26 protein-coding genes are annotated in these 26,027 nt (G+C 70.1%); 18 read left to right on the top strand and 8 right to left on the bottom strand.

Annotation, left to right across the window (positions count from 1 at the left end):
- Positions 1-119: 119 nt before the first annotated feature.
- The 3 genes from KQY30_RS00565 to KQY30_RS00555 form a co-directional block, all read right to left on the bottom strand.
- Entirely contained in the window at positions 120-1,718 is a 1,599-nt protein-coding gene (locus KQY30_RS00565) for an ethanolamine ammonia-lyase reactivating factor EutA (RefSeq protein WP_254406848.1), read from the bottom strand.
- 111 nt (positions 1,719-1,829) lie between these two features.
- Complete coding sequence (locus tag KQY30_RS00560; protein WP_217305044.1) at positions 1,830-2,966, bottom strand: ethanolamine ammonia lyase-activating protein; 1,137 nt, start codon at positions 2,964-2,966, stop codon at positions 1,830-1,832.
- Between the two features lie 110 nt (positions 2,967-3,076).
- Entirely contained in the window at positions 3,077-3,868 is a 792-nt protein-coding gene (locus tag KQY30_RS00555) for a 2,3-diphosphoglycerate-dependent phosphoglycerate mutase (protein ID WP_217305043.1), read from the bottom strand.
- Positions 3,869-4,043: 175 nt separating this feature from the next.
- Here KQY30_RS00555 and KQY30_RS00550 point away from each other — a divergent pair, with 175 nt between their 5' ends.
- The 5 genes from KQY30_RS00550 (at position 4,044) to KQY30_RS00530 (ending at position 8,024) form a co-directional block, all read left to right on the top strand.
- Positions 4,044-4,358 (top strand): 2Fe-2S iron-sulfur cluster-binding protein, encoded by a 315-nt coding sequence (locus KQY30_RS00550; RefSeq protein ID WP_254407504.1) that lies wholly within the window; start codon positions 4,044-4,046, stop codon positions 4,356-4,358.
- 28 nt (positions 4,359-4,386) lie between these two features.
- The gene (locus KQY30_RS00545) at positions 4,387-5,673 is read left to right on the top strand and encodes an aromatic ring-hydroxylating dioxygenase subunit alpha (protein ID WP_217305041.1); all 1,287 of its coding nucleotides are present in this window, start codon (positions 4,387-4,389) and stop codon (positions 5,671-5,673) included.
- A 1-nt stretch (position 5,674) separates the two neighbouring features.
- Positions 5,675-6,181 carry a 3-methyl-2-oxobutanoate hydroxymethyltransferase gene (locus tag KQY30_RS00540; RefSeq protein WP_217305040.1) on the top strand — a complete coding sequence of 169 codons (507 nt, stop codon included), beginning with the start codon at positions 5,675-5,677 and terminating at the stop codon, positions 6,179-6,181.
- Positions 6,182-6,226: 45 nt separating this feature from the next.
- The gene (locus KQY30_RS00535) at positions 6,227-7,078 is read left to right on the top strand and encodes a 3-methyl-2-oxobutanoate hydroxymethyltransferase (RefSeq protein WP_217305039.1); all 852 of its coding nucleotides are present in this window, start codon (positions 6,227-6,229) and stop codon (positions 7,076-7,078) included.
- A 91-nt stretch (positions 7,079-7,169) separates the two neighbouring features.
- Positions 7,170-8,024: an alpha/beta fold hydrolase gene (locus tag KQY30_RS00530; protein ID WP_217305038.1), complete on the top strand. Its 855-nt coding sequence runs from the start codon at positions 7,170-7,172 to the stop codon at positions 8,022-8,024.
- 108 nt (positions 8,025-8,132) lie between these two features.
- Here the strand turns inward: KQY30_RS00530 and KQY30_RS00525 are convergent, their stop codons facing one another.
- A complete protein-coding gene (locus KQY30_RS00525; protein WP_217305037.1) occupies positions 8,133-8,615 on the bottom strand; it encodes an RpiB/LacA/LacB family sugar-phosphate isomerase in 483 nt (160 codons plus the stop codon).
- Positions 8,616-8,690: 75 nt separating this feature from the next.
- Positions 8,691-9,647, bottom strand: coding sequence for an ABC transporter substrate-binding protein (locus KQY30_RS00520; protein ID WP_217305036.1), 957 nt, complete (start codon positions 9,645-9,647; stop codon positions 8,691-8,693).
- A 123-nt stretch (positions 9,648-9,770) separates the two neighbouring features.
- Here KQY30_RS00520 and KQY30_RS00515 point away from each other — a divergent pair, with 123 nt between their 5' ends.
- The 4 genes from KQY30_RS00515 (at position 9,771) to KQY30_RS00500 (ending at position 13,694) form a co-directional block, all read left to right on the top strand.
- Positions 9,771-10,892 (top strand): zinc-binding dehydrogenase, encoded by a 1,122-nt coding sequence (locus KQY30_RS00515; protein ID WP_217305035.1) that lies wholly within the window; start codon positions 9,771-9,773, stop codon positions 10,890-10,892.
- Positions 10,889-11,590, top strand: coding sequence for a 4-carboxy-4-hydroxy-2-oxoadipate aldolase/oxaloacetate decarboxylase (locus KQY30_RS00510; protein WP_217305034.1), 702 nt, complete (start codon positions 10,889-10,891; stop codon positions 11,588-11,590). Before KQY30_RS00515 ends, KQY30_RS00510 begins: the two co-directional genes overlap by 4 nt.
- An 81-nt stretch (positions 11,591-11,671) precedes the next feature.
- A complete protein-coding gene (locus tag KQY30_RS00505; RefSeq protein ID WP_217305033.1) occupies positions 11,672-12,694 on the top strand; it encodes an amidohydrolase family protein in 1,023 nt (340 codons plus the stop codon).
- Positions 12,695-12,701: 7 nt separating this feature from the next.
- Complete coding sequence (locus KQY30_RS00500) at positions 12,702-13,694, top strand: ABC transporter substrate-binding protein (protein WP_217305032.1); 993 nt, start codon at positions 12,702-12,704, stop codon at positions 13,692-13,694.
- A gap of 93 nt (positions 13,695-13,787) precedes the next feature.
- On the opposite strand, the gene KQY30_RS00495 is transcribed toward KQY30_RS00500, so the two are convergent.
- Positions 13,788-15,074, bottom strand: coding sequence for an NAD(P)/FAD-dependent oxidoreductase (locus KQY30_RS00495; protein WP_254406847.1), 1,287 nt, complete (start codon positions 15,072-15,074; stop codon positions 13,788-13,790).
- A gap of 272 nt (positions 15,075-15,346) precedes the next feature.
- On the opposite strand from KQY30_RS00495, the gene KQY30_RS00490 reads away from it, so the two are divergent.
- From KQY30_RS00490 to KQY30_RS00460, 7 genes are all read left to right on the top strand, one after another.
- Entirely contained in the window at positions 15,347-17,005 is a 1,659-nt protein-coding gene (locus KQY30_RS00490) for an FAD-dependent oxidoreductase (RefSeq protein ID WP_217305030.1), read from the top strand.
- Positions 17,006-17,036: 31 nt separating this feature from the next.
- A complete protein-coding gene (locus KQY30_RS00485; RefSeq protein WP_217305029.1) occupies positions 17,037-18,491 on the top strand; it encodes an ATP-binding protein in 1,455 nt (484 codons plus the stop codon).
- Positions 18,492-18,599: 108 nt separating this feature from the next.
- Positions 18,600-19,151 carry a hypothetical protein gene (locus KQY30_RS00480; RefSeq protein WP_217305028.1) on the top strand — a complete coding sequence of 184 codons (552 nt, stop codon included), beginning with the start codon at positions 18,600-18,602 and terminating at the stop codon, positions 19,149-19,151.
- 121 nt (positions 19,152-19,272) lie between these two features.
- On the top strand, positions 19,273-20,109 hold the full coding sequence (locus KQY30_RS00475; RefSeq protein ID WP_217305027.1) for a DUF4097 family beta strand repeat-containing protein: 837 nt from the start codon (positions 19,273-19,275) through the stop codon (positions 20,107-20,109).
- A 148-nt stretch (positions 20,110-20,257) separates the two neighbouring features.
- The gene (locus KQY30_RS00470; RefSeq protein WP_217305026.1) at positions 20,258-21,271 is read left to right on the top strand and encodes an ATP-binding cassette domain-containing protein; all 1,014 of its coding nucleotides are present in this window, start codon (positions 20,258-20,260) and stop codon (positions 21,269-21,271) included.
- Positions 21,268-22,056 (top strand): ABC transporter permease, encoded by a 789-nt coding sequence (locus tag KQY30_RS00465; protein ID WP_217305025.1) that lies wholly within the window; start codon positions 21,268-21,270, stop codon positions 22,054-22,056. Before KQY30_RS00470 ends, KQY30_RS00465 begins: the two co-directional genes overlap by 4 nt.
- Before the next feature lie 150 nt (positions 22,057-22,206).
- Positions 22,207-22,944, top strand: coding sequence for a class I SAM-dependent methyltransferase (locus KQY30_RS00460; protein WP_217305024.1), 738 nt, complete (start codon positions 22,207-22,209; stop codon positions 22,942-22,944).
- A gap of 20 nt (positions 22,945-22,964) precedes the next feature.
- On the opposite strand, the gene KQY30_RS00455 is transcribed toward KQY30_RS00460, so the two are convergent.
- Together KQY30_RS00455 and KQY30_RS00450 are read right to left on the bottom strand one after the other, a co-directional pair.
- On the bottom strand, positions 22,965-24,605 hold the full coding sequence (locus KQY30_RS00455; protein WP_217305023.1) for a PstS family phosphate ABC transporter substrate-binding protein: 1,641 nt from the start codon (positions 24,603-24,605) through the stop codon (positions 22,965-22,967).
- A gap of 144 nt (positions 24,606-24,749) precedes the next feature.
- The gene (locus tag KQY30_RS00450; protein ID WP_217305022.1) at positions 24,750-25,304 is read right to left on the bottom strand and encodes a hypothetical protein; all 555 of its coding nucleotides are present in this window, start codon (positions 25,302-25,304) and stop codon (positions 24,750-24,752) included.
- 71 nt (positions 25,305-25,375) lie between these two features.
- Between KQY30_RS00450 and KQY30_RS00445 the strand changes: the two genes are divergently transcribed.
- Positions 25,376-25,648, top strand: coding sequence for a hypothetical protein (locus KQY30_RS00445; protein ID WP_217305021.1), 273 nt, complete (start codon positions 25,376-25,378; stop codon positions 25,646-25,648).
- A 10-nt stretch (positions 25,649-25,658) separates the two neighbouring features.
- Entirely contained in the window at positions 25,659-26,000 is a 342-nt protein-coding gene (locus tag KQY30_RS00440; protein ID WP_046509512.1) for a metalloregulator ArsR/SmtB family transcription factor, read from the top strand.
- Positions 26,001-26,027 lie beyond the last annotated feature (27 nt).

Here is a 26,027-nt window from a genome sequence, read left to right as displayed (position 1 = left end):
TGTTATCTCATTGTTACCGACGGATTGTCGGGAGATTGACCAGCTACGTTTCGGACATCTCGTCAGGTCTCCGGCAGGCCCGCCGGGACACCGGAGAACGGGGCCCGGCGGGACCGGTGTCAGAGACGGGGATCCTCGCCGAAGACAAGGGACTTGATGGTGACGGGCACGGTGTTGGAGGGCCGGCGGACGCGTCCGATGTCGATGTGGTCGAAGTCCCGCAGCCGCAGCCCGTCGATGACCAGGAGCGGTCCGGTGACCCCGAGTTCGTCCCTGAGCAGCCGGCCGAGGGTCAGGGCGACATCGCCGTCGAGTACGACGAGCACGGCTCTGCCCCGCGCGGTGCGCTCGGCGAGCGCGTCCCGCAGACCCCGGGCGAGGGCCAGCAGCCGCCGATGGCTCGGCGGCCCGCTCCACGACAGGGCGACCGCCACGTCCGTATCGGCCGCCACCTCGTCGACGGCGGCCAGCCGATGGCGCACGGCGGCCTCGACCGCGGCCGCGTCGACACTCTCCCCGAGCGTGAGAACCGGCCGTACGACCCGCAGATCACGGCGTGGCAGCAGCGAGCCCGGGTCGGAGACGAAGCCGGTGTTCCCGCTGAGCTGGACGCTGTACTCCGAGGCGCCCAGCGCGGTCGCGCGGATGCACTCGCCCGCGGGCAGCAGAGGGAAGGGCAGCCCGCCGGAGTCGATCCGGCGGCGCACCGCCCGGCCGAGCGGCAGCCCGAGATCGCCGAACCCCTCGCTCTGCCGCCCGTACACGTACTCGGCGACCCCGCCCGAGAACATCACCCCGTCGACGGGTCCCGGCACCATGAGCGGCGCCGTCAGGAACAGCTCCGCGACCTCGGGCGGCGGAGCGCCGCCGGTGACGGCCGCGACCAGCGCGTCCGCCATCGCCTCCGCGACCCGCTCCGCTTCTTCGGGGCGCGCGAGATCGCCGGGCACCCAGTCGAACCCGGCCCGCGCGGCATGGCGCCGGCCGGCCGGATCGAGCCGTACGATCCGGCCCGCGCCGTCCATGACCTGGAGGCGCCCGCCGATATGGACGGCGGCGGTCGACACCACCTCGCCCCGGTCGAGCACCGCCAGCTTGGTCGTGCCGCCGCCGATGTCGATATTGAGGACACGCAGCCCGGTGTCGTACGAGACCTTCGCCGCGCCCGAACCGTACGCGGCGAGCATGGCCTCCATGGTGTGCCCGGCGGTCGCGGTGACGAGATCGCCGCCCCGCTCGGCGAGCACCCCCGCGATGGCCTCGGCGTTGCGGCGCCGCAGCGCCTCACCGGTGAGGATCACCACCCCGGTGTCGACCGTGCCGGGATCCACGGCCGCGTCCCGGTACGCCCGGTCGATGACCGAGCCCAGCGCCTCGGCGTCGATGCGCTCGGCGCTCGCGTACGGGGTGAGAGCGACGGGGGAGCGGTAGACGGTCTCCCGCCGCACGACGATGTACCGGCTGGTCAGGTCCTCGCCGATGCGCCGCAGCAGCAGCCGGGAGAAGACGACCTGGGTGCCGGAGGACCCGATGTCCATCCCGACGCTGTTCAGCGTGACATTGTCCTGCTGCCAGATCGGGTTGTCCTCCAGCGCGCCGGGCTCCTCGTCGGCATGGTCGTCATGCGTGTGCCCGTGCGTGTGTGCCGCGGTGTGTTCGTTGTGATGGTGAGTGTGATGGTCGGGATGGTCGGCGTTGTGCGGCCCGGCGTGGCTCACGATGACGCTCCTCGTCGTGATCGCGGCACGGCTCGGGCGGCCGAGTCCGCGCCCGTACGAGAGTGTGCGGCCCCGGGGAGGCCGGGCCGCACACCCGGGGGAAGCCGGACCTCAGCCGGTGACCGCGGTGCCCTCCGGCAGGGGCGCGAGGGTGGGCAGCTCCGCCGCGTACACCTCGTCCATCCGCGGCTCCATGCCGTGCTTGGCCAGCGCCTCGCGGAAGGTCTCCCGTACCAGCGGCGACTCGTCGGCGTAGTCGATCTGGTCGCCGCCGACGCGCCGGCTGATCCAGGCCTTCGGCACCCCCTGCGCGTTGCGGATGGAGACCACCTCGTGCTTGAAGGCGAGATAGCGGCCCGGCTCGGGGCCGGTGTTGAAGTGCTGGTGGAACCACATGTTGGGCGGCACGATCAGCGAGCCGGGACCCCATTCGTAGCGCCGCGGCTCCTCGCCCTCCGGCCACATCAGGCTGTAGCCCTCGCCCGACAGGATGATCACATGGGCGCCGGGACCGTGCCGGTGGCCCTTCTTGTAGGTGGCGGTCGGGAACTGCGAGATATGGCTGTTCATCGATCCCTTGGCCATCGCGAAGCGGATGTGGCCGCCGCCCGCGCCGCGCTCCTTCGCCTCGATCAGCGGCAGACTGACCGCGTCGGCGACGAAGTTGGTGTCCAGCAGCAGGCCCTTCTGCTCGCCCCTGGGGGAGAAGTAGTCGGGCTCGCCGTTGAAGCGGTCCGGGAAGTCGTGCGCGGTGCCGAAGACGAAGTCCACGTCGTCGTAGAGATTGATGACCGGGGGCATGTTCGTCGAGGAGACGAAGCGCGCGGTCTTCAGCCCGGAGCCGTTGAAGTGCTGGTGATGGGCGTTGAGCGGGATGGCGAAGATCGATCCGGCCTGCCACTCGAAGGTGACCTCGGCGCCGGCGTCGTTCCACACCGTCGTCGAACCCTGCCCGTCGAGGACGAGGATCATCTCCTCGAAGAGCTGCCGCTGGGGCGCCAGTTGGCCGCCCGCGGGGATCTCGCACACATAGCAGTCGTTCGAGGTGCGGGTGGCCTCGTGGTTGATGAACACGCCCCGGCCGCCCCGCCGCTCCCACGGCTTCAGCTCGACCGTACGCAGGTCGGGCACATAGTGGGCGGCGATGATGTCCAGCCCCTCCGCGGCCACCCAGCGCGTGTAGGGGGAGTCCTTCTCGGTGGCGAACTTTGCCGCCAGCTTGTCGTCGACGATTGCGTCCTGGGCCATACCACGGCCTTTCCTGGTCGGCTTCTCTGCCACGCGCATCTGGATTGGTAGAACCATAAGGCCACTACTTTTTTGGTGTCAACGAGTCATACGGGATCCGAGCGCGCAGGTCAGAGCCCTGGGCCGGGCACCGGCGCGCTTCGGTGCCCCTCCCGGGCCACCGCGCGGGCGGCCTCGACGGCGGTGACCGGATCGAGATAGCGGCCCCCGCGGGCGATCGGCGCGAGCTGCTCGTCGAGGGTGTAGAGCAGCGGGATGCCGGTGGGGATGTTCAGCTCCATCAGCTCGTCGCGGTCCAGCCCGTCGAGATACGCGGCCAGTGCGCGGAGCGAGTTGCTGTGCGCCACGACCAGGACGGTCCGCCCGGCACGCAGATCGGGTGCGACGACCTCGTGCCAGTGGGGGAGCAGCCGGGCGGTGACATCGGCGAGGGACTCGGTCCGCGGCGCCCGCTCGCCGTCGGCGCCCGCGGGGCCCGGCCCGTCCTGGTCGGGGGTGCCCACGAGGCTCGTCTCGTCCTCGTCGGGGGTGAGCGGCGGCGGAGCCACCTCGTACGACCTGCGCCAGAGCCGGAAGCGCTCCTCGCCGTACTCCCGCAGCACCGCGCTCTTGTCCTTGCCCTGAAGCGCGCCGTAATGCCGCTCGTTGAGCCGCCAGCTCCGGGTGAGCGGCGCCCCGGGGCGGCCGAGCGCCGCCAGTGCGAGGGTGCCGGTGCGGACGGAGCGCCGCAGTACGGAGGTGTGCGCGACGTCCGGGAGCAGCCCGGCGGTACGGAGCAGCCGGCCGGCGCGGCGTGCCTGTTCCTCGCCGTGCGGGGTCAGATCCACATCGACCCAGCCGGTGAAGAGGTTTCTGGAGTTCCACTCGCTCTCGCCGTGGCGGAGCAGGATCAGCGTGTGCATGGGCCCGATTGTGAGCACGCCCGACGGCGGTCGCGCCACCTCCTTGTTCACCTCTCAGCAATCTGGTCTAATGGTCGGACCAAGGGCGGGATGGCTCGGTGCCGCGTCCGTCGCTTCGGAAGAGACCAGCCCTGAAGAGACAGAAGCCCGGAGAGGGAGTAGGACCTTGCCCAAGGTGATCTTCGTCGGCAGCGCCGGCTCCTCGTACACCGTCGACGCGACGGCCGGGGATTCGGTGATGGCGGCAGCGGTCAGGAACGGCGTCCCGGGGATCGTGGCGGAGTGCGGGGGCAACTGCTCCTGCGCCACCTGCCATGTGTGGGTACGGGAGGAGTTCACGCCGCTCGTCGGCCCGCCGGGCGACATGGAGGACGACCTGCTCGACATGGGGGTGTCCGACCGCAGGAGCACCAGCCGCCTCTCCTGCCAGATCCGTGTCACCCCGGAGCTGGACGGGCTGACCGTCGACATCCCGCCCGAGCAGCCCTGAGCGCTCAGTACCTGAAAGGGAAACGGCTGTGCTAAGACAAGACATCAACGAGCTGCTCACGCAGACCGGCCCCGGGACACCCATGGGGGAGCTGTTCCGGCAGTACTGGATCCCCGCGCTGCTGGCCGAGGAGCTTCCGGAGAACGACTCCCCGCCCGTACGCGTCAAGCTCCTCTCGGAGCGCATGGTCGCCTTCCGCGACAGCGAGGGACGGTACGGCCTGGTCGACGAGTTCTGCGCGCACCGCGGTGCCTCACTGTGGTTCGGCCGCAACGAGGGATCCGGGCTGCGCTGTCCGTACCACGGCTGGAAGTACGACGTCACCGGACAGTGCGTCGAGGTGCCCTCGGAGGCGGACAACAGCAGCTTCTGCCGGAACGTGCAGCTCACCGCGTATCCGCTGGTGAAGATCGGCGATGTGCTGTGGACCCATATGGGGGACGCGGCCACCCGGCCCGCGCTGCCCGAGTTCGAATTCGCCCTGGTGCCGCCGGAGCAGACCTACACCTCCAAGCGCTGGCAGCAGTGCAACTGGCTCCAGGCGTTCGAGGGCGGTATCGACTCCAGCCATGTCACCTTCCTGCACTCCGGCGGGCTGAAGACCGACCCGCTGTTCCGGGGCGCCAAGGGCAACGAGTACAACATGAACGACACCAAGCCGTTCTTCGAGGTCGCCGACAGCGACGGCGGTCTCTTCGTGGGCGCCCGGCGCAACGCGGAGGAAGGCACCTACTACTGGCGGATCACGCCCTGGGTGATGCCCAACTTCACCATGGTGCCCCCGCGCGGCGACCACCCGATCCACGGCCACTTCTGGGTGCCGATCGACGACGAGAACTGCTGGACCTACTCGTTCGACTACCACCCGGTCCGCGCGCTCACGGACACGGAGCGCCAGGCGATGATGGACGGGCACGGCGTCCACAGCAAGAACATCCCGGGCACCTACCGGCCCGAGGCCAATATGGACAACGACTATCTGATCGACCGCGAGGCCCAGAAGCGCGGCGACACCTACTCGGGGGTCGCGGGCATCGCCATGCAGGACGCCTCCCTCCAGGAGAGCATGGGGCCGATCGTGGACCGTACCCGGGAGCGTCTCGTCCCCGCCGACAGCGGGATCATCAAGGCCCGCCAGAAGCTCCGCAAGGCCGCGATAGCCTTGCGCGACGAGGGAGTGACCCCGCCCGGGGTGGACCCCGCGCACCACAGGGTGCGGTCGGCGGCGGTGGTCCTGCCGCAGGCCGAGTCCTTCCTCGACTCGTGCCGCGAGGCGGTCAAGTCGGTGCCCGGCGTACCCCAGTCGTCGGTCTGACATGCCGGCGGCGACGGCGTATCCCAGCGAATGCGCGCGGGCGACCGCGCCCGGCGAGTCGCGGTTCCGGATCCGGGCGCGCATCGCGCCCGCCAGGGCCGCGCGGATCATCGCCCTGGACGAGCGGGCCGAAGGGGTCGCGCACCGGCTGGCCGACGGGCCGTGGACCAACGCGCGTTTCTATGTGAACCGCGGCCGGGGAGGTACGGACACTCCCGGCGGCGCGGTGCTGCTGCGGGAGATCGACGGTCCGTCCGCACCGCTCGAACAGGTGCTGACGGACACCGATGTGGTGGTCGTCCTCGCCACCGAGGACGGCGGCCGGGCCACCGCCGCCGCGATCGGGCGGCACTGCTGGAAGTACGGCATCACCACAGCGGGGGTGGTGCTCGGCGACGGCTTCGAGGCCGGTGACGCGGTCGCCGCGCTCCGCCCGTACGCCCGGGTGCTGCTGCTGCCCGCCGACGAGAGCGATGTGTCCGAACTGCTCACGGCCCTCAGGGTCTAGAACCTGAGCGGCTTCCCTCCGGACGAACGGGAAGACGAGTCCCTCATGACCGACAGCACGACCGACAGGATCAGTCCGCGCACGCTCCGGCGGATGAAGGAGGACGGCCGCAAGATCGTCGGCGTGGTGGCCTGGGACTACCAGATGGCGCGGATCGTGGACCGGGCCGGGGTCGACCTCGTCTCGGTCGGCGACACGGTCGGCGTCAATCTCTGGGGGCAGTCGAACCCCTTCGAGGTCACCATGGACGAGATGCTCGTGGTGACCCGGGCGGTACGGCGCGGGGTGCGCCGTGCGCTGGTCAGCGCGGACTTCCCGTTCGGACCGCTTCAGGAGGGCACCGACAGCGCGGTGCGCGCCGCGATCCGGTTCGTCAAGGAGGCCGGCGCCGACATGGTCAAGCTCGACGGCGCCTCGGACTTCCCCGAGGCGGTCACGGCCATCACCCGCGCGGGCATCCCGGTGTGCGCGCAGTTCGGCATCACCCCGCAGACCGCCCTGCGGTACGGCGTCGAGTACCGCGCGATCCCCTCCGCCGCCGACCAGGTGCCCGAGGCGATGAAGGACGCCCTCGTTGCCGAGGCCAGACGGCTGGAGGAGGCGGGCGCCGCGCTGCTGAACTTCACCAACTCGGGCCCGGTCGTCGGAGCCGCCGTCACCGAGGCGGTCTCCGTCCCGGTCGTCGGCGGCTTCGGTGGCGGCCCCTGGCTCGACGGCCGGATGCGCATGGTCAACGCGGCCATCGGCTATGCCGCTTCGGCCCTCGACGACCCGCCCGACACCTATGCGAACGTCGCCCGGACCACGCTCGACGCGATCACGGCCTACGCGGGGGATGTCCGGGCCGCGCGGCAGATCGCCGGAGGCATCCCCGTACCGCCCCCCGCCACGGACTGAACGCCACCCGCCGAGCCGGCCGGGTCCTGTCCGGGCCCGCAGAGATCTCCCGGACAGGACCTGGCCGGGCCCACACGAGAGGAACCGCGCCATGCCCACCGCCGTCATCGACGGGATTCCCACCCGATACGAGGTGGCCGGCGACGGCCCGCCGCTGCTGATGTTCTCCCCCGGCGGCTTCGACTCCTCCCTCGAAGGCTGGCGCGAGGTCGGTGTCTACCGGCGGCTGCGTCTGCTCGACCGGCTCACCGAGCGGTACACCTGTATCACCTTCGACCGCCGTGAGTCCGGCCGGTCCGGAGGCCGGCTGGAACGGATCTCCTGGGCCGGCTACGCCGCACAGGGCGTGGGCCTTCTCGACCATCTGGGAATCGGCCGGGCGCATCTGATGGGCGGCTGCGTCGGCTGCTCGACCGCGGCGGTGCTCGCCGTGGCCCACCCCGACCGGGTGCTGAGCATGGTGCTCTACTCGCCCGCGGGCGGGGTCAAGTACCGCATGAAACAGCACGCCCGGTTCCTGCGCCACCTCGCCCACGCCGAGGAGCACGGCCCGGCCGGGGTGGTGGAACTGGCGCGGAGCACCGACGCGGGCTTCACCGCGGATCCCCGGGTCGGCCCCTGGGCGCGTGTCATCCGGCGGGACGACGAGTTCGCCGAGCGGTACGCGCGGACCGACGCCGACCGGTACCAGGTGACGGTCGGCGGGATGGCCCGGCTGCTCTTCGACCGCGACACGGTGCCCGGCCCCGAGCCCGAGGACCTGCTGACCCTCGATGTCCCGGCGCTCGTGGTGCCGGGACAGGACGACTCGCACGCCCCGTCCGCCGCCCGCTACCTCCAGGAATGCCTGCCGCTGGCGGAGTACTGGGGCGTCCCCGTGACCGAACAGACGGAGCGCAGCGCGCCGGCGCGAGTGCTCGAATTCCTGGACGGGGTACGGGAGTAGCGCGGTACGGGAGCAGCAGTACGGGACCGGCTTCCGGCCGGGATACGGGAGCCGCGCCCCGGACGCACTGCTGTGCGCGGGGCGCGGTGACCGCAGTGGCCGGCCGTCTCAGCGCGCCCCGCCGTCCCGGAGCGCCCGCGCCCCGCCGCCCCGCTCGATCGCCGCGATCTGGTCGAGCCGCCTCCGGTGCACCCCACCCTTGAACGGCGTGTCCAGCCACGCGGCCACGATCTCCTCGGCCGCCGCCGGCGCCACCACCCTCGCGGCCAGCACCAGGACATTGGAGTCGTTGTTGCCGCGCGAGATCCTGGTGCTCCACAGATCGTGGCAGAGCCCGGCCCGAACCCCGGGGAACTTGTTGCAGGCGATCGTCTCGCCCAGTCCGCTGCCGCCCAGGACGATCCCGCGGTCCGCCGGACCGTCGGTCACCTGCCAGCAGACATCGGCGCAGAGCGGCGGATAGTCCACCGTCTGATCGGCGTCCCCGTAGGCGCCGCGGTCGTCGACAGTGTGGCCGTGCGCCGCCAGCCATACCGCCAGGTGGCCTTTCAGTACCACGCCGTTGTGGTCCGCGGCGATGACGATGTGCATGCTCTCTCCTCCAGTGGCGAGTGCGGCTTCAGAGATACGGGGCGTCGGGCGGTACACGTCGGGGCCCGCCAGGGCTCAGGCCTCCAGGCCGAGCGTGCTCTCGGCGAAGAGCTCTTCGAGCACCGGCGCCCGGTCGAGGATCCGCTGGTCGACCGCGTGCCGTACCAGCGTCTCCAGCACCGCCCGGTTCGGTCCGATGCCGTACGGGAGCGGATCGGCGCCGGTCAACTCCATGACCCGCCCGTACATCAGGTCCGCCGCGCCGGGCTTCGCCGGGACCCCCTCGCGCAGCCGGTCGGTGTACAGCCGCTTCGCCCGGGCGAAGGCGTCGAAGACCTCCGCGCCCAGCTCCGGCCGCTCGGCCAGCAGCTCGTCCCTCACCACCACGAGATGGTTGACGGGATAGAACCCGCGCTCGCGCAGGGCGGTGAAGCCCGCCTCCTCGGGGTGCGGGATCAGCGGTGTCAGCCGCTCCGAGCCCGGGCCGGAGACCGCGCCGATCACGGCGGCCAGTTCGCCGTCGAGCACCCGCTCGGCCAACGAGCGCTGTCCGTCCATCGGTTCGACATTCGCCGGCGGCCGGTACGCGCTCACATGCTCGTCGCCGGACAGCACCCACCGGACCCGGTCGAGATCGACCCCGTACTCCTCGCGCAGCACCGCCCGCGCCCAGACACCGGTGGTGACGGTGTAACCGCGCTGCACACCGACCCGGAGGCCCTCCAGATCCTTGGGGACCCGGATGTCCGACGCGGGGTCGCGCAGGATCGCGCCATGGTGGAAGCCGCGTACCAGGAACACCGGCAGCGCCGTGAACCGTACGCCGTGCGCCCTCGCCACCAGATAGGTGGTGAGCGCCATCTCGCTGATGTCGAACTCCAGCCCGCGGACCATGCGCCGGAAGGCGTCGACAAGTACGGGCACCTCCTCGAAGGCGAAGCGGAAGCCCCGCGGAACCACCTCGCCGGTCTTGAGTGCCTCGTTGTTGCCCTGGGTGCGGGTCACGGTCCTGAGCTGAGGTACGGCGGCCATGGTGTCTGCTCGGCTTTCTTCGGCTCACACACTGCGTCCTGACGCCCGAAAGGTACCATGGTCAGTCCATCAGTCCATAGAGTAGTGTGGCGGCCCGACAGCCCCCGAGGGTGAGGAGAAGCCATGGCGGAGCAGGTGCTGGCGGCGGTCAGGACGGCGCCGGGCACGACCGAGCTGCGCGAGTTCCCGATGCCGGACATTCCCGACGACGGAGCGCTGCTCAAGGTCGAGGTCGCCGGAATCTGCGGCACGGACGTGAAGATGTACGCGAAGCCGCCGTTCACCGACCCGGTGATCATGGGGCACGAGAACGTCGGGGTCATCGCCCGGGCCGGCCGTACCTTCACCGAGCGCAGGGGACTCGCCGAGGGCGATCGTGTCTTCGTCGAGCACTATGTCGGATGCTTCCGCTGCGAGTGGTGCCACCAGGGCGAATACCGCCACTGCGAGGCCACCGACTGGCGCACCAACCCCGACGCCCGGCGCTACGGCTACACCTCGGCGAGCAACCCGTACCACCTCTGGGGCGGCTTCTCGCAGTATCTGTACCTGCCCTGGAACGCGGTGATCCACCGGGTGCCCGACGGGGTCTCCGCCGAACTCGCCGGCCTGGTCACCCCCTTGTCGAACGGCATCGAATGGGCTCTGGTCACCGCCGGAGTCGGTTACGCGTCGACGGTGCTCATCCAGGGCCCGGGACAGCAGGGCCTCTCCCAGGTCGTCGCCTGCAAGCAGGCGGGCGCCTCCCGGATCATCGTCACCGGCACCACCCGGGACGCCGCCCGGCTGGCCCTCGCCAGGGAACTCGGCGCCGACGACGTCATCGACGTACGGCGCGAGGACGCGCTCGCCCGGGTGCTGGAGATCACCGGCGGCCGGGGCGTCGACGTGGTCCTCGACTGCGCCGCGGGCGCCGGCACCGCCCCCGTACTGCTCGGTGTCGACGCGCTCAAGCGCCGCGAGGGCACGATGGTGGTCCAGGGCGAACTGGCGGCCTTCCCCGACTTCCCGCTGAAGAAGATCACCGAGAAGTCCATCAGCGTCCTGAGCGCCCGCGGCCACAGCTTCCGCTCCTGCGAACTCGCCCTGGAACAGCTCGCCTCGGGACGCTTCCCGCTGGAGAAGCTGAGCACCCACAGCTTCGGCCTCGGCGACACCGACCGTGCCATCCGGACCGTGGGCGGGGAGTACGGCGAGGACGCCGTCCATGTGTCCCTGCTGCCCTGGGCGGAGGCGGCGGTATGAGCGTCGTGGTGCGCGATCCCCTCCGTACGGACCGGGCGACCGCCGACGGACTCGGCGCGTACGGTGTCGCCACCGTGCACGAGGCCCAGGGCCGCACCGGGCTTCTCTCGCCCGCGCTCAGGCCGGTCTACCGCGGCGCGCATGTCGCGGGCACCGCGGTGACGGTCAGTGTGCCGCCCGCGGACAACTGGATGCTGCATGTCGCGGTGGAGCAGTGCGGGGCGGGGGACATCCTCGTCGTCGCCCCGACCTCCCCGTCCGAGGCCGGCTACTTCGGTGAACTCCTCGCCACCGCAGTCGCCGCCCGTGGAGTCCGGGGCGCGGTCATCGACGCCGGCTGCCGCGATGTGGCCGAGCTGGAGAAGATGGGCTTCCCGGTATGGGCGCGCCACATCTGCGCGTACGGCACCGTCAAGGAGACCCTGGGCGATGTCAACACCCCCATCGTCTGCGCCGGTCAGCGCGTTGAGGCCGGCGATGTGATCGTGGCCGACGACGACGGAGTGGTGGTCGTGCCCCGGCTCCGCGCGGCCCAGGTGCTGGCGGCCTCCCGTGCCCGTGAGGAGAAGGAAGCCGTCTCCCGCGCGCGGTACACGGCCGGTGAACTCAGCCTCGATGTCCACGCCATGCGCGAAAGGCTGGCGCGCAAGGGGCTCACCTATGTGGACGGGGCAGCCGGCCCGTCGGAGGACCACTGAGCCGCGGCCGACGGCACAAGGGCCGATGAGCCAAGCCGGATCCGGCGGATCCGGCAGACGACGAACGAGGACCGCAATTCGATGATCATCGACTGTCACGGCCACTACACCACCGCCCCACCCCAGCACCAGGAGTTCCGCGACGCGCAGCTCGCCCGGCTCCGGGACCCCGTCCTGCCGCTGCCCGAGCCCGCCGCCATGAGCGACGACGAGATCAGGGAGAGCGTCGAGAACAACCAGCTCAAGGTGCTCCGGCAGCGCGGCGGCGATCTCATGCTGTTCTCCCCGAAGGCCTCCGGAATGGAGCACCATGTGTCCGACCCGGCCACGGCCCGCACCTGGGCACGGGTGAACAACGATCTCGTCCATCGGATCGCCGGCCTGTTCCCGGCCCACTTCGCCGGAGTGTGCCAGTTGCCCCAGACCCCCGGCGGTCCGCTCGACGACTCGGTCGCCGAGCTGCGCCGCTGTGTCACCGAACTGGGCTTCGTGGGCTGCAATCTGAACCCCGACCCGTCCGGCGGCCAGTGGGACTCGCCGCCGCTGACCGACCCGTACTGGTTCCCGCTGTACGAGGCGATGACGGAGCTGGACGTCCCCGCGATGGTCCATGTCTCCACCTCCCACAACCCCAACTTCCATACGCTCGGCGCCCATTACCTGAACGCGGACACGTCGGTGTTCATGCAGTTCGTCCAGGGCGACCTCTTCGCGCGCTTCCCCGCGCTCCGGTTCGTGATCCCGCACGGCGGCGGGGCCGTGCCGTACCACTGGGGCCGCTACCGCGGGCTCGCCGTACGGCTCGGCCGTCCCGACCCCGCCGAACTGCTCGCGCGCAACGTCTTCTTCGACACCTGCGTCTACCACCAGCCCGGTATCGACCTGCTCCACCAGGTGATCGGCGCCGACAGCATGCTCTTCGCGTCGGAGATGCTGGGCGCCGTACGCGGGGTCGATCCGGAGACCGGTATCGCCTGGGACGACACCAAACGCTATCTCGACCGTACGGGACTGACCGAGGACCAGCGCCGCAAGGTCTTCGAGGAGAACGCCCGCCGGGTCTATCCGCGACTCGACGCCCGGCTCACCGCGGAAGGCAGGTAGGCAACCCATGTCCCGACTGCGTCTCACCTTCGCCTGCGGCGACTACGACCGCACCCGAGCCCTCGCCGAGGGGACGGTACGCGCCGACGGCATCGAACTGAACTATCTCCGGCTGCCCGTCGAGGAGACCTTCTTCCGGATGATGCGGCACCAGGAGTTCGAGGTGGCGGAGATGTCGCTGTCCTCGTACGTCCTGTCGCTGCGCGCCGACCCCTCGCCCTTCGTGGCCCTGCCCGTCTTCACCTCCCGGATGTTCCGGCACGGCTCGCTGTACTGCCACACCGGCTCCGGGATCTCGTCGCCCGAGGACCTGCGCGGCAAGCGGGTCGGCACCCCGGAGTACCAGCTCACCGCGTGCGTGTGGATGCGCGGCATCCTGGGGGACCGGCACGGCGTTCCGTACGACTCGGTCACCTATCTCACCGGCGGACAGGAGACCGCGGGACGGGTCGAGAAGGCCGGCGTCGACCTGCCGGGCTCGGTGCGGATCAGCCGTATCGCCGAGGACCGGACGCTCGCCGCGATGCTCGCCGAGGGCGAGATCGACGCGCTGTGCACCCCGCGCGTCCCGAGCCCGTTCGTCGCGGGGGATCCCCGGGTGCGGCGGGTGTTCACGGATGTCGTCGCCAGCGAGAAGGAGTACTACCGGGAGACCGGCATCTTCCCGATCATGCATGTGGTGGTGATCAGGCGCGATGTGTACGAGGCGTATCCATGGGTCGCGCAGTCGCTCAACAAGGCGCTGCTGACCGCCAGGGACGAGGCGTACGCGAGTCTGTACGACACCTCGGCGCTGCGCTTCATGCTGCCCTGGCTGATCCCACAGCTTGAGGAGGCCAGGACCCTGCTGGGCAAGGACTACTGGTCGTACGGGGTCGAGGACAACCACGCGACCCTGGCGACCTTCCTGCGCTACCACCACGAACAGGGGCTCTCCGCGCGGCTGTGGACGCCCGAGGAACTGTTCGCGCCGGAGTCGCTGGAGGCGGCGGTCATCTGACGCCCGCCCGGCGGAAGTCCGGCCCCGTCCTCGCTGTGGGAGGACGGGGCCGGAGCTGTGTGCGGCCGCTGTCAGGCGCCGGACATCCGGATGTCAGGTCGGCAGGACCGCGTCGGTACGGGCACCGGTGACCAGGAGCTTCAGGGACGTGGCCGTATCGGCCGCCGCACCGGGCTCGACGGTGGCGCCCCGGGTGAGCGCCCCCCGTACGGCCATGTAGTCGGCCGGGCTGTTGACGGAATCCGCCGCCAGGAGCCGCCCGTCCCGGTAATAGAGGACGGAGAACCGCTCGCTGTCCGGATCGCCGCGCACCACATACTCGTCGTAACCCGTGGAGAGCCCGGCGATCTGGAGCTTCAGATCGCCTTGGTACGACCAGAACCACGGCACCGCCCGCGGCCCCGCCGGCTGCCCGAGCAGGGTCGCGGCCGCCACGGTGGCCTGCGCGACGGCGTTCTGCACGGACTCCAGCCGCACCCTTCCGGCACCGGTCGTGGGATGCGGCTGTACGGTGCAGTCGCCCGCGGCGCAGATCGCGGGATCGCTGGTACGGGCCCCGGCATCGACGACGATGCCCTGGTCGCACTCCAGCCCGAGCCGCTCGGCGAGTTCGGTACGGGGAACGGCGCCGACACCCACGAGCACCAGATCGGCGGGGAGGCGGGTGCCGTCGGCGAGTCCCACCCCCGTCACCTGCCCGGCCGCCCCGTCGAACCCGGTCACCGAGCCCGACAGCAGGACACGGATCCCGCGCCGCCGGTGCGCCCGCAGATAGAAGTCGGAGACGACCGGGGCCACGGCGCGCCCGAGCAGCCGGGGCGCCGCCTCGACCACGGTGACCTCCTTGCCGAGTGCCCGGGCCACCGCCGCCGTCTCAAGACCGATGAATCCGCCGCCCACCACCACGACCCGTCCGGCGGTCAGGAGCCGCGACCGCAGATGGGCCGCGTCGTCGCGGTCCCGCAGGACGCAGATCCCGCCGAGGCCGGAGCCGGGCAGGGTGAGACGCCGCGGAGTGGAACCCACGGTGAGGGCCAGCCGGTCGAACGCCAGAGTGCGCCCGCCCGCCGTCACCGCGACACCGGAACCGGGCCGGCCGCCGGCGGTCAGCGCGACATCGGTGACCTGCTCGCCGCGGACGAGGTCGATCCCCGCGGCCTCGTAGAAGCCGGGTACCCGGAAGTCCAGCGACGCGAGATCCGCCTCACCGGTCAGGAACTCCTTGGACAGGGGCGGTCGCTGATAGGGCGGATGAGGTTCCTCGCCCACCAGGGTGATCGGTGCTTTGTCACCCAACTGCCGCAGGGATACTGCGAGTTGCAGACCCGCTTGGCTCGCGCCGACGATCAGCGTGCCGCCGCCCGCGGCCGTGTCGCTCACCGGTACCCCGCTTCCGGTATGCCATGTCCCATGTCCCGCCGGGGGCTGCGTCGCTGGTCTTCGGGCGGCATCGGGTGTCCTCTCCGGTCGAAGATCTCCAACTGAGGCCAAACTGTCATACCATTCTACCATCGCGATTCCATGTGGTCCCCGACGGCGACGGAGCAGCATCACGTAGCGCCGGACCGCGCCGGAACCCGGCGCCCGTCCGCTCGTACACTGGTGTTCAGGCCGGTGTTCAGGCCGTTTCGTCCGCAGACGATGGTGAGGGCATGGCGAATCCGACGATCCTGACGGTCGACGACGATCCGGCGGTCTCCCGGGCCGTAGCCCGCGACATCCGGCGCCGGTACGGCGACCGGTACCGGGTCGTCCGCGCCGTCTCCGGCGCTGAGGCACTGGAAGCGCTCCAGGAGATCAAGCTGCGCGGCGAACGGCTCGCGGTGATGCTCGCCGACTACCGGATGCCGAAGATGAACGGCATCGAGTTCCTCGAAGCGGCGATGGACCTCTTCCCGCTGGCCCGGCGGGTGCTGCTGACGGCGTACGCGGACACCGGCGCCGCCATCGACGCGATCAATGTCGTCGATCTCGACCACTATCTCCTCAAGCCGTGGAACCCGCCGGAGGAGCACCTCTACCCGGTGATCGACTCGCTTCTGGAGGCCTGGCTGGCCACGCCCGACCCGGGCTGCACCGAGACCCGGGTGGTGGGGCACCGCTGGTCCGCCCCGTCCTTCGCCGTACGGGACTTCCTCGCCCGCAATCTGGTCCCGTACCGCTGGCTCCCGGCCGACGAGCCCGAGGGCACCCGGCTGCTCGCCGCCGCCGGAGTCACCGCAACCGACGTACCGCTGGTGGTCACACCCGACGGTACGACCATGGTGGCGCCCGCCGAGGGCGAACTCGCCGCGCATGTCGGGCTGAGCACCACCCCCACCTCGGACTTCTACGATCTCGTGGTGGTCGGCGGCGGACCCGCCGGGCTCGGCGCCGCGGTGTACGGAGCCTCCGAGGGGCTGCGTACGGTCCTGGTGGAGCGCGAGGCCACCGGCGGGCAGGCGGGCCAGAGCAGCAGGATCGAGAACTATCTCGGTTTCCCCGACGGTGTCTCCGGCTCACAGCTCACCAACCGGGCCCGCCGCCAGGCGCTGAAGTTCGGCGCCGAGATCCTCAGCACCCGCGAGGTCGTCGCCCTGGAACCGGCCGGTGCGGGGCGGGTCCTGCGGTTCGGCGAGGGCTCCTCGATCACCGCGCACACGGTCGTGCTGGCCACCGGCGTCTCGTACCGCAGACTGGCCGCGCCCAGCCTGGAGGAGTTCACGGGCGCCGGGGTCTTCTACGGATCGGCCGTCACCGAGGCGCCCACCTGCTCGGGCGAGGAGGTGTACATGGTCGGCGGCGCCAACTCGGCCGGCCAGGCGGCCGTGCACTTCTCCCGCTACGCCAAGCGTGTGCACATGCTGATCAGAGGCGCCGATCTTTCCCGGTCGATGTCCAGCTATCTGATCGAGCAGATCCGCGACATCGGCAATATCGTCGTCCACCCCTGGACCGAGGTGATCGCCGGGGAGGGGGACGGGCACCTCCAGCGGCTGACACTGCGGGACGCCCGGTCGGGCGCCGAGGAGACCGTCGACACCTCCTGGCTGTTCGTCTTCATCGGCGCCGAGCCGCGTACGGAGTGGCTGGACGGCGTGGTCGCGCGCGACGCGCTGGGCTTCGTGCTCACCGGCCCCGACCTGCTCGCCGACGGACAGCGCCCGCCCGGCTGGACGCTGCCCCGGGACCCGTACCACCTGGAGTCCAGCGTCCCGGGCGTGTTCGCGGCCGGAGACGTCCGCGCCGCGTCCCTGAAGCGGGTCGCCTCGGCCGTCGGTGACGGCGCGATGGCCATCTCGCTGGTCCATCGTTATCTGGAGGCGCAATGAACGCTCAGGCGCCCGTCGTTGTGGAGGCGCCATGACTGCTTCTGACCGGTTGACACCGGACCAGGTGCGCACCCTGTTCCTGTTCGAGTCGCTCGACGACGGCCAGCTCGGGTGGCTGGCCGAGCGGGGCAGGGTGGAAGTACGCCGGGGCGGCACGGCCGTCTACCAGGAGGGCGAGCCGGCCACCTGCTTCTTCGTCCTGCTCAGCGGCGCGGTGACGCTCAGCAGGCGGCTGCACGGGGACGACATCGAGGTCACCAGGACCGACAAGCGCGGTGTGTACGGCGGGGCCACCCAGGCGTATCTGGGCGACCGGGTGGACCAGGCGTATCCGAACACCATGCGGGCCGTCAGCGACGCCGAGTTCTTCGTGCTGCCGGCCGAGGAGTTCGCGGACGCGATGCGGGACTGGTTCCCGATGGCGCTCCACCTGCTGGAAGGCCTGTTCTTCGGCACCCGCGCCGCGGACACGGTCATGGGCGAACGCGAACGGCTGGTCGCGCTCGGCGCCCTGTCCGCCGGCCTCACCCATGAACTCAACAACCCGGCCGCGGCGGCGGTGCGGGCCACCGAGGCGCTGCGCGAGCGGGTGAGCGGGATGCGCCACAAGCTCGCCCTGATCGCGGACGGCCGACTCGACGGCACCCGGCTGCGGGGTCTGGTGGAGCTCCAGGACGCGGCGGTCAAGCAGGCAGCCGCTGCCTCCCCGCTGTCGGCGCTGGCCGCCGCCGACGCCGAGGACGAGATCGGCGACTGGCTGGAGGAGCACGAGGTCGCGAACCCCTGGGACCTCGCACCGGTCCTGGTGTCGGGCGGGGTGGGCGTGCCCTGGCTGTCCACGGTCGCCGAGACGGTGGGCGAGGACCATCTGGACTCGGCGGTGCGCTGGCTCGCGTACGCCATCGACACCGAACTCCTGATGGGCGAGATCGACGACGCCGTGACGCGGGTCTCGGACCTGGTCGGAGCGGCGAAGCAGTATTCCCAGCTCGACCGGGCACCGCACCGGACCGTTGATGTGCACACCCTGCTCGACGCCACCCTGACCATGCTGAAGGGCAAGATCCCGGCCGGGATCCGGGTGGTCAAGCAGTACGACCGGGACCTCCCGGAGATTCCGGCGTACGGCGCGGAACTCAACCAGGTGTGGACCAATCTGATCGACAACGCGGTCGACGCCATGGGCGACGAGGGCACCCTCACCCTGGCCACCCGCAGGGACGGCGAGCAGTTCCTGGTGGAGGTCGCCGACACCGGACCCGGCATCCCTGCGGAGATCAGGCCCCGGATTTTCGAACCCTTCTTCACGACCAAGTCCGTGGGCGACGGGACCGGCCTCGGCCTCGACATCTCGTACCGCATCGTCGTCAACAAGCACCGGGGCGACATCCGCGTGCAGTCCCAGCCGGGGAACACCCGCTTCCAGGTCCTCCTGCCGATCACTCAGGAATCTCCCACGGAGTCCTCCGAGGCCTCCGAAGCGTGAGCGCACACCTCTGACGGATCAGGTCTGACGGCCGGTGGCGCCACCGTGTGGCACGTGATGGCGCCATGATGGCTCGACATGGTGCTATGGGTGTGCCATGATGGCGTTATGGACCTCACGCCGTATGTCGGCAACCTCCGGCACGAGCTCGCCGTCGCAGCGGACGCGGGCGGAGACGAAGCCCGCGCCCTGGCGGAGCGGCTCACCGCGCCTCTGGAGTCGGCCGCCCGGCTCACCCTGCTCAACGCGCTGTCCGCCGCCATGGAGGAGGTGACCCGCGAGCTGGCGCCGGGATCGGTCGACGTACGGCTGCGCGGGCTCGATCCCGAGTTCGTGGTGACGCCACCGCCGGTGCCGGAACCATACGATGAGGTGCCACATGGTGCCACGGTGGCACCAGCATCGGCACCGGCTCCGGTACCCGTTCCCGCCGCCCCGGACGGCGACGAGGGCGGTATGGCCCGGATCAACTTCCGTCTGCCCGCCCATCTCAAGGCCCGGGTCGAGGACGCCGCGGGACACGAGGGCCTGTCCGTCAACGCCTGGCTGGTACGGGCGGTGGCCACGGCCCTGGAGCCCGGTCAGTCCGCCGAGCCCGGCAGCACCCCGGGCCGCAGCCGCCCCCGGGGTCAGAAGGGCTACAAGGGCTGGGTGCGCTAGCACCCCCGCACCGCGCCTGTTCGGCCGCACCGCGCCTGCCCACCCACAACGACTTCGTACGCATTCTCACCCGCCTCAGGTGGCGGGAAAAACACACCACAGCCATGAGGACGGTACTGCCATGCCTATTTTCGACACCCCCGAGCCGATCTCGGTCACTCTCGAATTCGACATCGGGTCCGTCCGGATCACCGCGAGCAAGCGCACCGACACGGTCGTCGAGGTCCTGCCCGGCGACGGCGCCGACGACGCCGACGTACGGGCCGCGCGCCAGGTCGAAGTGGTCTGTTCCGGCGGTACGTTGCGGGTCAAGGGACCCAAGAACCGCTCCCTGTTCGGCCGGAGCGGTGCGATCGACGTGACCATCGAGCTGCCGGCCGGCTCGGACATCCGTGGCACCTCGCCCCTGGGGAACTTCATCTGTGAGGGGCCGCTCGGGGCGTGCGGGCTCAAGACCTCGGCCGGCGACATCCGGGTCGACGAGGCGGGGGCCGCGACCCTGAAGACCAGCCACGGCGACATCCACCTGGCGCACGCCGCCGGGGACGCCGAGGTCACCGGGGCCGGCCGGGTCGACATCGGTACGGTCACCGGCACCGCCACGGTCAAGAACCTCAACGGCGAGACCACGATCGGCGAGGTCACCGGCGACCTCCGCGCGTCCTCGTCCAACGGCCGTATCTCCGTGGGCGTCGCGCACGCCGGAGTCGAGGCCAAGTCCGCCAACGGCGGCATCCGGATCGGTGAGGTGGCGCGCGGCCAGATCGTGCTCCAGACCGCCTCCGGCGACTTGGAGGTCGGGATCCCCGAGTCCACCGCCGCCTGGCTCGACGTGAACACCCGCCTCGGGCGGGTACGCAACTCCCTCAGCCCGTCCGAGGGCCCCGGCGCCTCCGACGAGACCGTCGAGGTGCGCGCCCGCACCGGGCTCGGCGACATCGTGATCCGCCGCCCCTGATCAATCCGTATCAGCCGTACCGTGCCGCGCCGCGTATTCGACCGCCCGCACCGCGGACCAGGACCGGGCCACCCGTACCGGAGCCGGCCGTTGCCGCGGAACTCCGTACCGCCCGGAACTCCGTACCGCAGACAAGGACATGAACGCCATGACCGCGCCTCCCGCGTCCTCCGCATCCGCCCGCTCGTCCACCGCCCTCGCCCCGGCGATCACCGCCACCGGCCTGTCCAAGTCCTACGGCGACAAGGTGGTCCTCGACAGCATCGACCTGAGCATCCCCGAGGGCTCCGTCTTCGCGCTGCTCGGACCCAACGGGGCGGGCAAGACCACCACCGTGCAGATCCTCTCCACCCTCATCCCCGCGAACGCCGGAACGGCCCGGGTCGCGGGGCACGATGTGGCCCGCGACGCCGACGCCGTACGCGCCCTGATCGGTGTCACCGGCCAGTTCTCGGCGGTGGACAACCTGCTCACAGCCGAGGAGAACCTGCTCCTCATGGCGGACCTGTTCCATCTCGACCGCCGCGAAGGCCGCCGCCGCACCGCCGAGCTGCTGCGCCGGTTCGATCTGACCGAGGCGGCCACCACGTCCGTCGTCACCTTCTCGGGCGGTATGCGGCGCAAGCTCGATCTCGCGATGACCCTGGTCGGTGATCCGCGCATCATCTTCCTCGACGAGCCGACGACCGGACTCGATCCGCGCAGCCGCCGCACCATGTGGGAGATCATCCGTGCGCTGGTCGCCGACGAAGGCGTCACGATCTTCCTGACCACGCAGTATCTGGAGGAGGCCGATCAGCTCGCCGACCGTATCGCCGTCCTGGACCATGGGAAGCTGGTCGCGGAAGGCACCGCGGAAGAGCTGAAGCGCCGTATCCCCGGCGGCCATATCCGCCTCCGGTTCGCCGACGAGACTCGACTCGACTCGGCCGCCGCCCTCTTCCCCGCCGTGAAGCGCGACAGCGAGGCGCTCACCCTGCACATCCCGAGCGACGGAAGCATTCCCACCCTGCGCGCCGTCCTCGACGTACTGGACCACGCGTTGGTGCAGGCCGAGGCGCTCACGGTGCACACTCCCGATCTCGACGACGTCTTTCTCACCCTCACCGGCAGCCCCCGGCCCGGCGACGAGGCCAACTCCCGGAAGGAGCACGCCCGATGAGCACCCCGTCCTATGCCGTCACCGACTCGCTGACGATGCTGCGGCGCAATCTGAAGCACGCACAGCGCTACCCCTCCATGACGGTCTCGGTCGTCGCGCTGCCCGTGATGATGCTCCTGGTCTTCACCTATGTCTTCGGCGGCGCCCTGGGCAGCGGCATCGGCGGCGCCGCGGGTACCACCGACTACATCGACTATGTCGCCCCCGGCATCATCCTGATGGCCGCGACATCCGGCGCCCTGGTCACCGCGGTCGGAGTGTGCGTCGACAAGACCGAAGGCATCGTCAACCGTTTCCGAACGATGCCGATCTCCCGGGCGTCCTTTCTGACCGGGCATGTCGTCGGCGGGGTGATACAGACCCTGGTGAGCGTCGCCCTTGTCATCGGTGTCGCGCTGCTCATGGGCTTCAGGCCCAGCGCCACCCCCGTCGAGTGGATCGCGGCCGTCGGCCTTCTCGTCCTGCTGATCCTGGCGCTCACCTGGCTGTCGGCGGCGATCGGCCTTGTCGCCAAGACCCCCGAGACCGCCAGCAACATGCCTCTGCCGCTGCAGTTCCTGCCCTTCGTCGGCAGCGCCATCGTCCCGACGGAGTCGATGCCGACCGGTGTGCGCTGGTTCGCGGAGTACCAGCCCTTCACTCCGATCATCGAGACCCTGCGGGGCCTGCTGATGGGCACCGGGATCGGCGGCAGCGCGCCCGCCGCCCTCGCCTGGTGTGCCGGCCTCACCCTGGTCGGCTACCTGTGGGCGCGAGCGGTCTTCCGGCGCGGCGCCGTCAGCTAGTGCCTCTCCCTCCCGGCGAGGCTGCCCCGGGGCGGCGGTCGTACCGCTCGCTCCGGGGCCCGAGGCCGTCGGGGATCCGAGAGCGTCGCGGCCGTCGCCCCCAAGAAAATCACGGGTGTCGCGGGCTCTGTTTGCAGTACGGTCCCGGCCATGGACGATCAGGACGGTTACTTCGGAGAGCGGGTCGCGGCGACGTACGACGACTCGTCGGGCGGCGAGTTCGACCCCGGTGTCATCGAGACCACAGCCGACTTCCTGGCCGGCCTCGCCGGGGACGGCCGGGCGCTTGAGCTGGCCGTCGGTACGGGACGTATCGCACTGCCGCTGTCACACCGGGGCGTCCCGGTCCATGGCATCGACATGTCGCGGGCAATGGTCGCCCGGCTCCGCGGCAAGCCGGGCGGCGACGCGATCGGTGTGACGATCGGGGACTTCGCGACGACGAGAGTGGACGGGACCTTCTCCGTCGCCTACCTCGTCTTCAACACCATCATGAATCTGACCACCCAGTCCGCGCAGGTGGACTGCTTCCGCAACGCCGCCGCTCACCTCCGGCCGGGAGGCTGCTTCGTCGTCGAGGTCATGGTCCCGGAACTGCGAAAGCTTCCGCCCGGACAGAACGTCGTACCGTTCCACACGGGCCCGACGGGATGGGCGTACGACATCTACGACGTCGCCACCCAGGAGATGAGCTCCAACTATGTCGACGTCATGGACGGCCGTGGCGAGTACAGGTCGATCCCCTTCCGGTATGTGTGGCCGGCGGAGCTGGACCTGATGGCTCAGCTCGCCGGACTGCGGTTGCGGGAACGCTGGGACGGCTGGACGCGCGAGCCGTTCACGGGCGAGAGCCGCCAGCACGTATCGGTCTGGGAGAAAACCGCCTGACCGGGGACCGGCCCCACGCCCTAGCCACGTGCCTCCAGTTGCTCGTTCTTCTCCTGCTGGCACCTTTCCTGCATCTCGTCCCGTATCTCGATCCGCATCTCGGCGCGCTCGCACGGGGCGTGCCCCGCGTGCTCGACGATGGACTGCCCGCTTTCCAGGGTCACGAAGTCCAGAAAACTCTGGGTCAGTGATCCAACCGACGGGTCCCGGTATGTGTAGGCGTATTCGACCTCGGTGAATATGTATGTGCTGGTGGGGATGTCGTCGGTGGAGGGCGGTTTCTGCTCGTCCAGGGACAGCACGCCCATGGCGTTCTTTTCCGGGAACTTCTCGAAGGAGTTCAGTTCGCTGTAGCCGAGCGCGCCCCTGGTCTCCGACACGGCGCGCAGTACCTCGTTCGTGGTGTCCTGCTGGCAATGGACGATCGGGTCGTTCTTGTCCGCCGCTTTGAGCGTCTCGCAGTCCACCGAGTTGTCGGCGACCGTCTTCGCACCCATGAGGATCTTCCGTTCGAAGATCTCCTGGGTGCCGGAGTCACCCTCCCTGGTGACCAGCTTTATCGGCCCGGGGCTGCCGCCGACCTGTGACCAGTCGGTGAGTTCGCCGGTGAAGATCTGCCGTACCTGCTCGCTTTTCAGCCCCTTCTCCGGAAGTCCGACGGAGGAATTCGCCACGAGCGCGAAGGTGGAGATCGCCACGAAATTCCCCTCCAGCTCGACGTATCGAGAAGATTCGGTCTTGAGCCCGTCGGAGAAGGCGATCACGGCAGGGGACCTGCCCTTCGTCTTCTCGCCCGCCCTGGTCAGGGCTTCGAGCCCGTCCGCGGTACCCGTCATGGCGAGGTTGATCTCCGAGCCGGGGCAGTCCTTCTCGTAGGCCGCCTTCAGGGCCTTCGCCGCCTGCTGGAAGGCCGTGGAGCCGACCACGGTGAGCCTGCCCGTCTCACAGCCGCGCGGCGGGACGATGGCCTGGGGCCATGCGATGGTCGCCGCCAGCACCGACACCGAGAGCGAGAGGGCGGCGGTGATCCATTTGGCCTGCCGGCTGAAGAGGGGCAGTTCCTCGTCGATGGACACGCCCTTGTTCCGTACGACGTCACCGCCCTGAAGGCCGCCCGTGATCCGTACATCGGAGTTGACGGGACCGCCGGTGAGCAGCACCAGAAGCTTGAAGTGCTGGTTCCGGTTGAGCGGGACCGGGGGAAGAAAGATCTTCCTGCCCGACGAGTGGAGACCCGCCGGTCCTGCGGGTACGAAATGCTCCAGCAGATATTCGTCGTTGACGTCGGGCTGGGTGACGGCGACACCGCGCACGGTGCGGCCGTGGAAGACGACGGTGAGGCCGTGCAGCGCGTCCCGGCTGGTGTAGTCGGACTCGGCGATGGTCTCCGCGCCGTCGTTCTCGATACGGATCAGAACGACGGTGGCATCGTCCATGCCCTCAAGGAAGTTGCCGAAGGCGCCGATGCGGACAGTGGTCAACGCCGCTTCGTCACCGTCGTCGTTGCTCTTGCCGAAAGGCGTGTCCATCTGGACGCGGTACCCGATCCGTTTACGGTGCTGGGCCCGTGGCCGGTACCAGATCGTAACGGCCGACGCGGCCAGACTGAAGATCGCGAAGATCGTGGCCAATATGTTGTCGGCAGTCAGCCACTCATCCATATGTTTGTCCCCCGTACGCGCACGCGCGTTTGTATACGTGATGGCGCGTCACGATAAGGAGCCGGGGAGCGCATTGGAACACCTTTCCGTGTTCCTTCGAAAGTCGTTTGCCTGCCGTTCGCTTTACGTCTGTGTGCCGGGGGGTCAAGACCCGTTGTCGTCCAGGGCGTCCCGCGCCGTGCCGATGAACTTCGAGAGGCTCTGTTCCATGGGCTGAACCGTCAGCTCGAATCCGGCGAGCAGGGCGTCCACCTCCGGTGGCAGTTTCCGGGACGGATTCGCTTCGTGGTCTTCTCTTATGGCCTCAAGTTCGGCGCAGAGGCTGGAGATCACATTGGCCGTACGGGCGACATCGGCCGCCGCCGCGGAGGCGTCCTTGGGGCCGGCCAGCGCGATATCGAGCCAGAGCGACGCGACGCTCGCGGCGTGCGTCCGGCACTCGTACACATAGGCGCTGGTGAAGGTGGTGACCTTGTAGGGGCCCAGATCCCTCTGTCCGATCGCCTTGCGCAGCGCTTCCGTGGCGGCGATGAATTCCCGGTACGCGCCCTCCCGCGGCTGACGCCGCTGCCGCTGATGCTCCGCCCGCGCGGCGATCCGGGCCGCCTCCCGCTGCGCCCTCCCGGCGGTGAGCGCCGCCCCGATGGTGGCCAACGCCCCGGCCAACGCCCCGCACACAGCGGCTAAGCCCGCATCCATAGCTACCGAGTGTGACGGCTTGCGATGGCCCTGGTCAACGTAAATTGCAAAGTTCTGCAATTGGCTACATCATGAACTCGGTACGTGCCCTCTGTACGCGGCGTACGGGATTGGGAGATCAGGTGGGCGGGGAGTTCTTCGCGGCCGTGCGGGAGCGCGTGCGGCAGGCTCGGGTGGCGCTGGAGACCGCCGTGGGAGGCGGGGACGCGTATGAAGTCGCCCTGGCGCAGGACGAGTTGGACGATGCCCTGGCGGTGGCCGACGAGCACGACGTCGAGACCGGTCCGTGCGTCGGGACCGGCCCGTGCGCGGAAGGGGCCGGCGATGCGGATCACAACAGGTAGGAGAGTCACCATGCCGGTCCCGCTGTATCAGGCGAAGGCGGAGTTCTTCCGGATGCTGGGCCACCCGGTCCGTATCCGGGTGCTGGAGTTGCTCCAGGACGGGCCCATGCCGGTCCGCGGTCTGCTGGCGGAGATCGAGATCGAGCCCGCCGCACTGTCGCAGCAGCTCGCCGTCCTGCGCCGCTCCGGGATCGTCACCTCCACCCGCGAAGGCTCCACCGTGGTCTACGAACTGGCCGGCGGAGACGTGGCCGAGCTGATGCGCGCGGCCCGCCGGATCCTCACCGAGATGCTCGCCGGGCAGAACGAACTGCTGGCCGAGCTGCGGGAAGCCGAGGTCCCGGCCAAGTGAGCACGCCCGCCGCCCGGGGTCTCGCCC

Origin of the sequence: Streptomyces sp. GMY02 (genome assembly GCF_019056675.1) — a bacterium.
In the GTDB taxonomy this organism is placed as follows: domain Bacteria; phylum Actinomycetota; class Actinomycetes; order Streptomycetales; family Streptomycetaceae; genus Streptomyces; species Streptomyces odonnellii.
The sequence above is the reverse complement of the archived record's forward strand: the minus strand, read 5'-3'. Positions and strand labels throughout refer to the sequence as shown.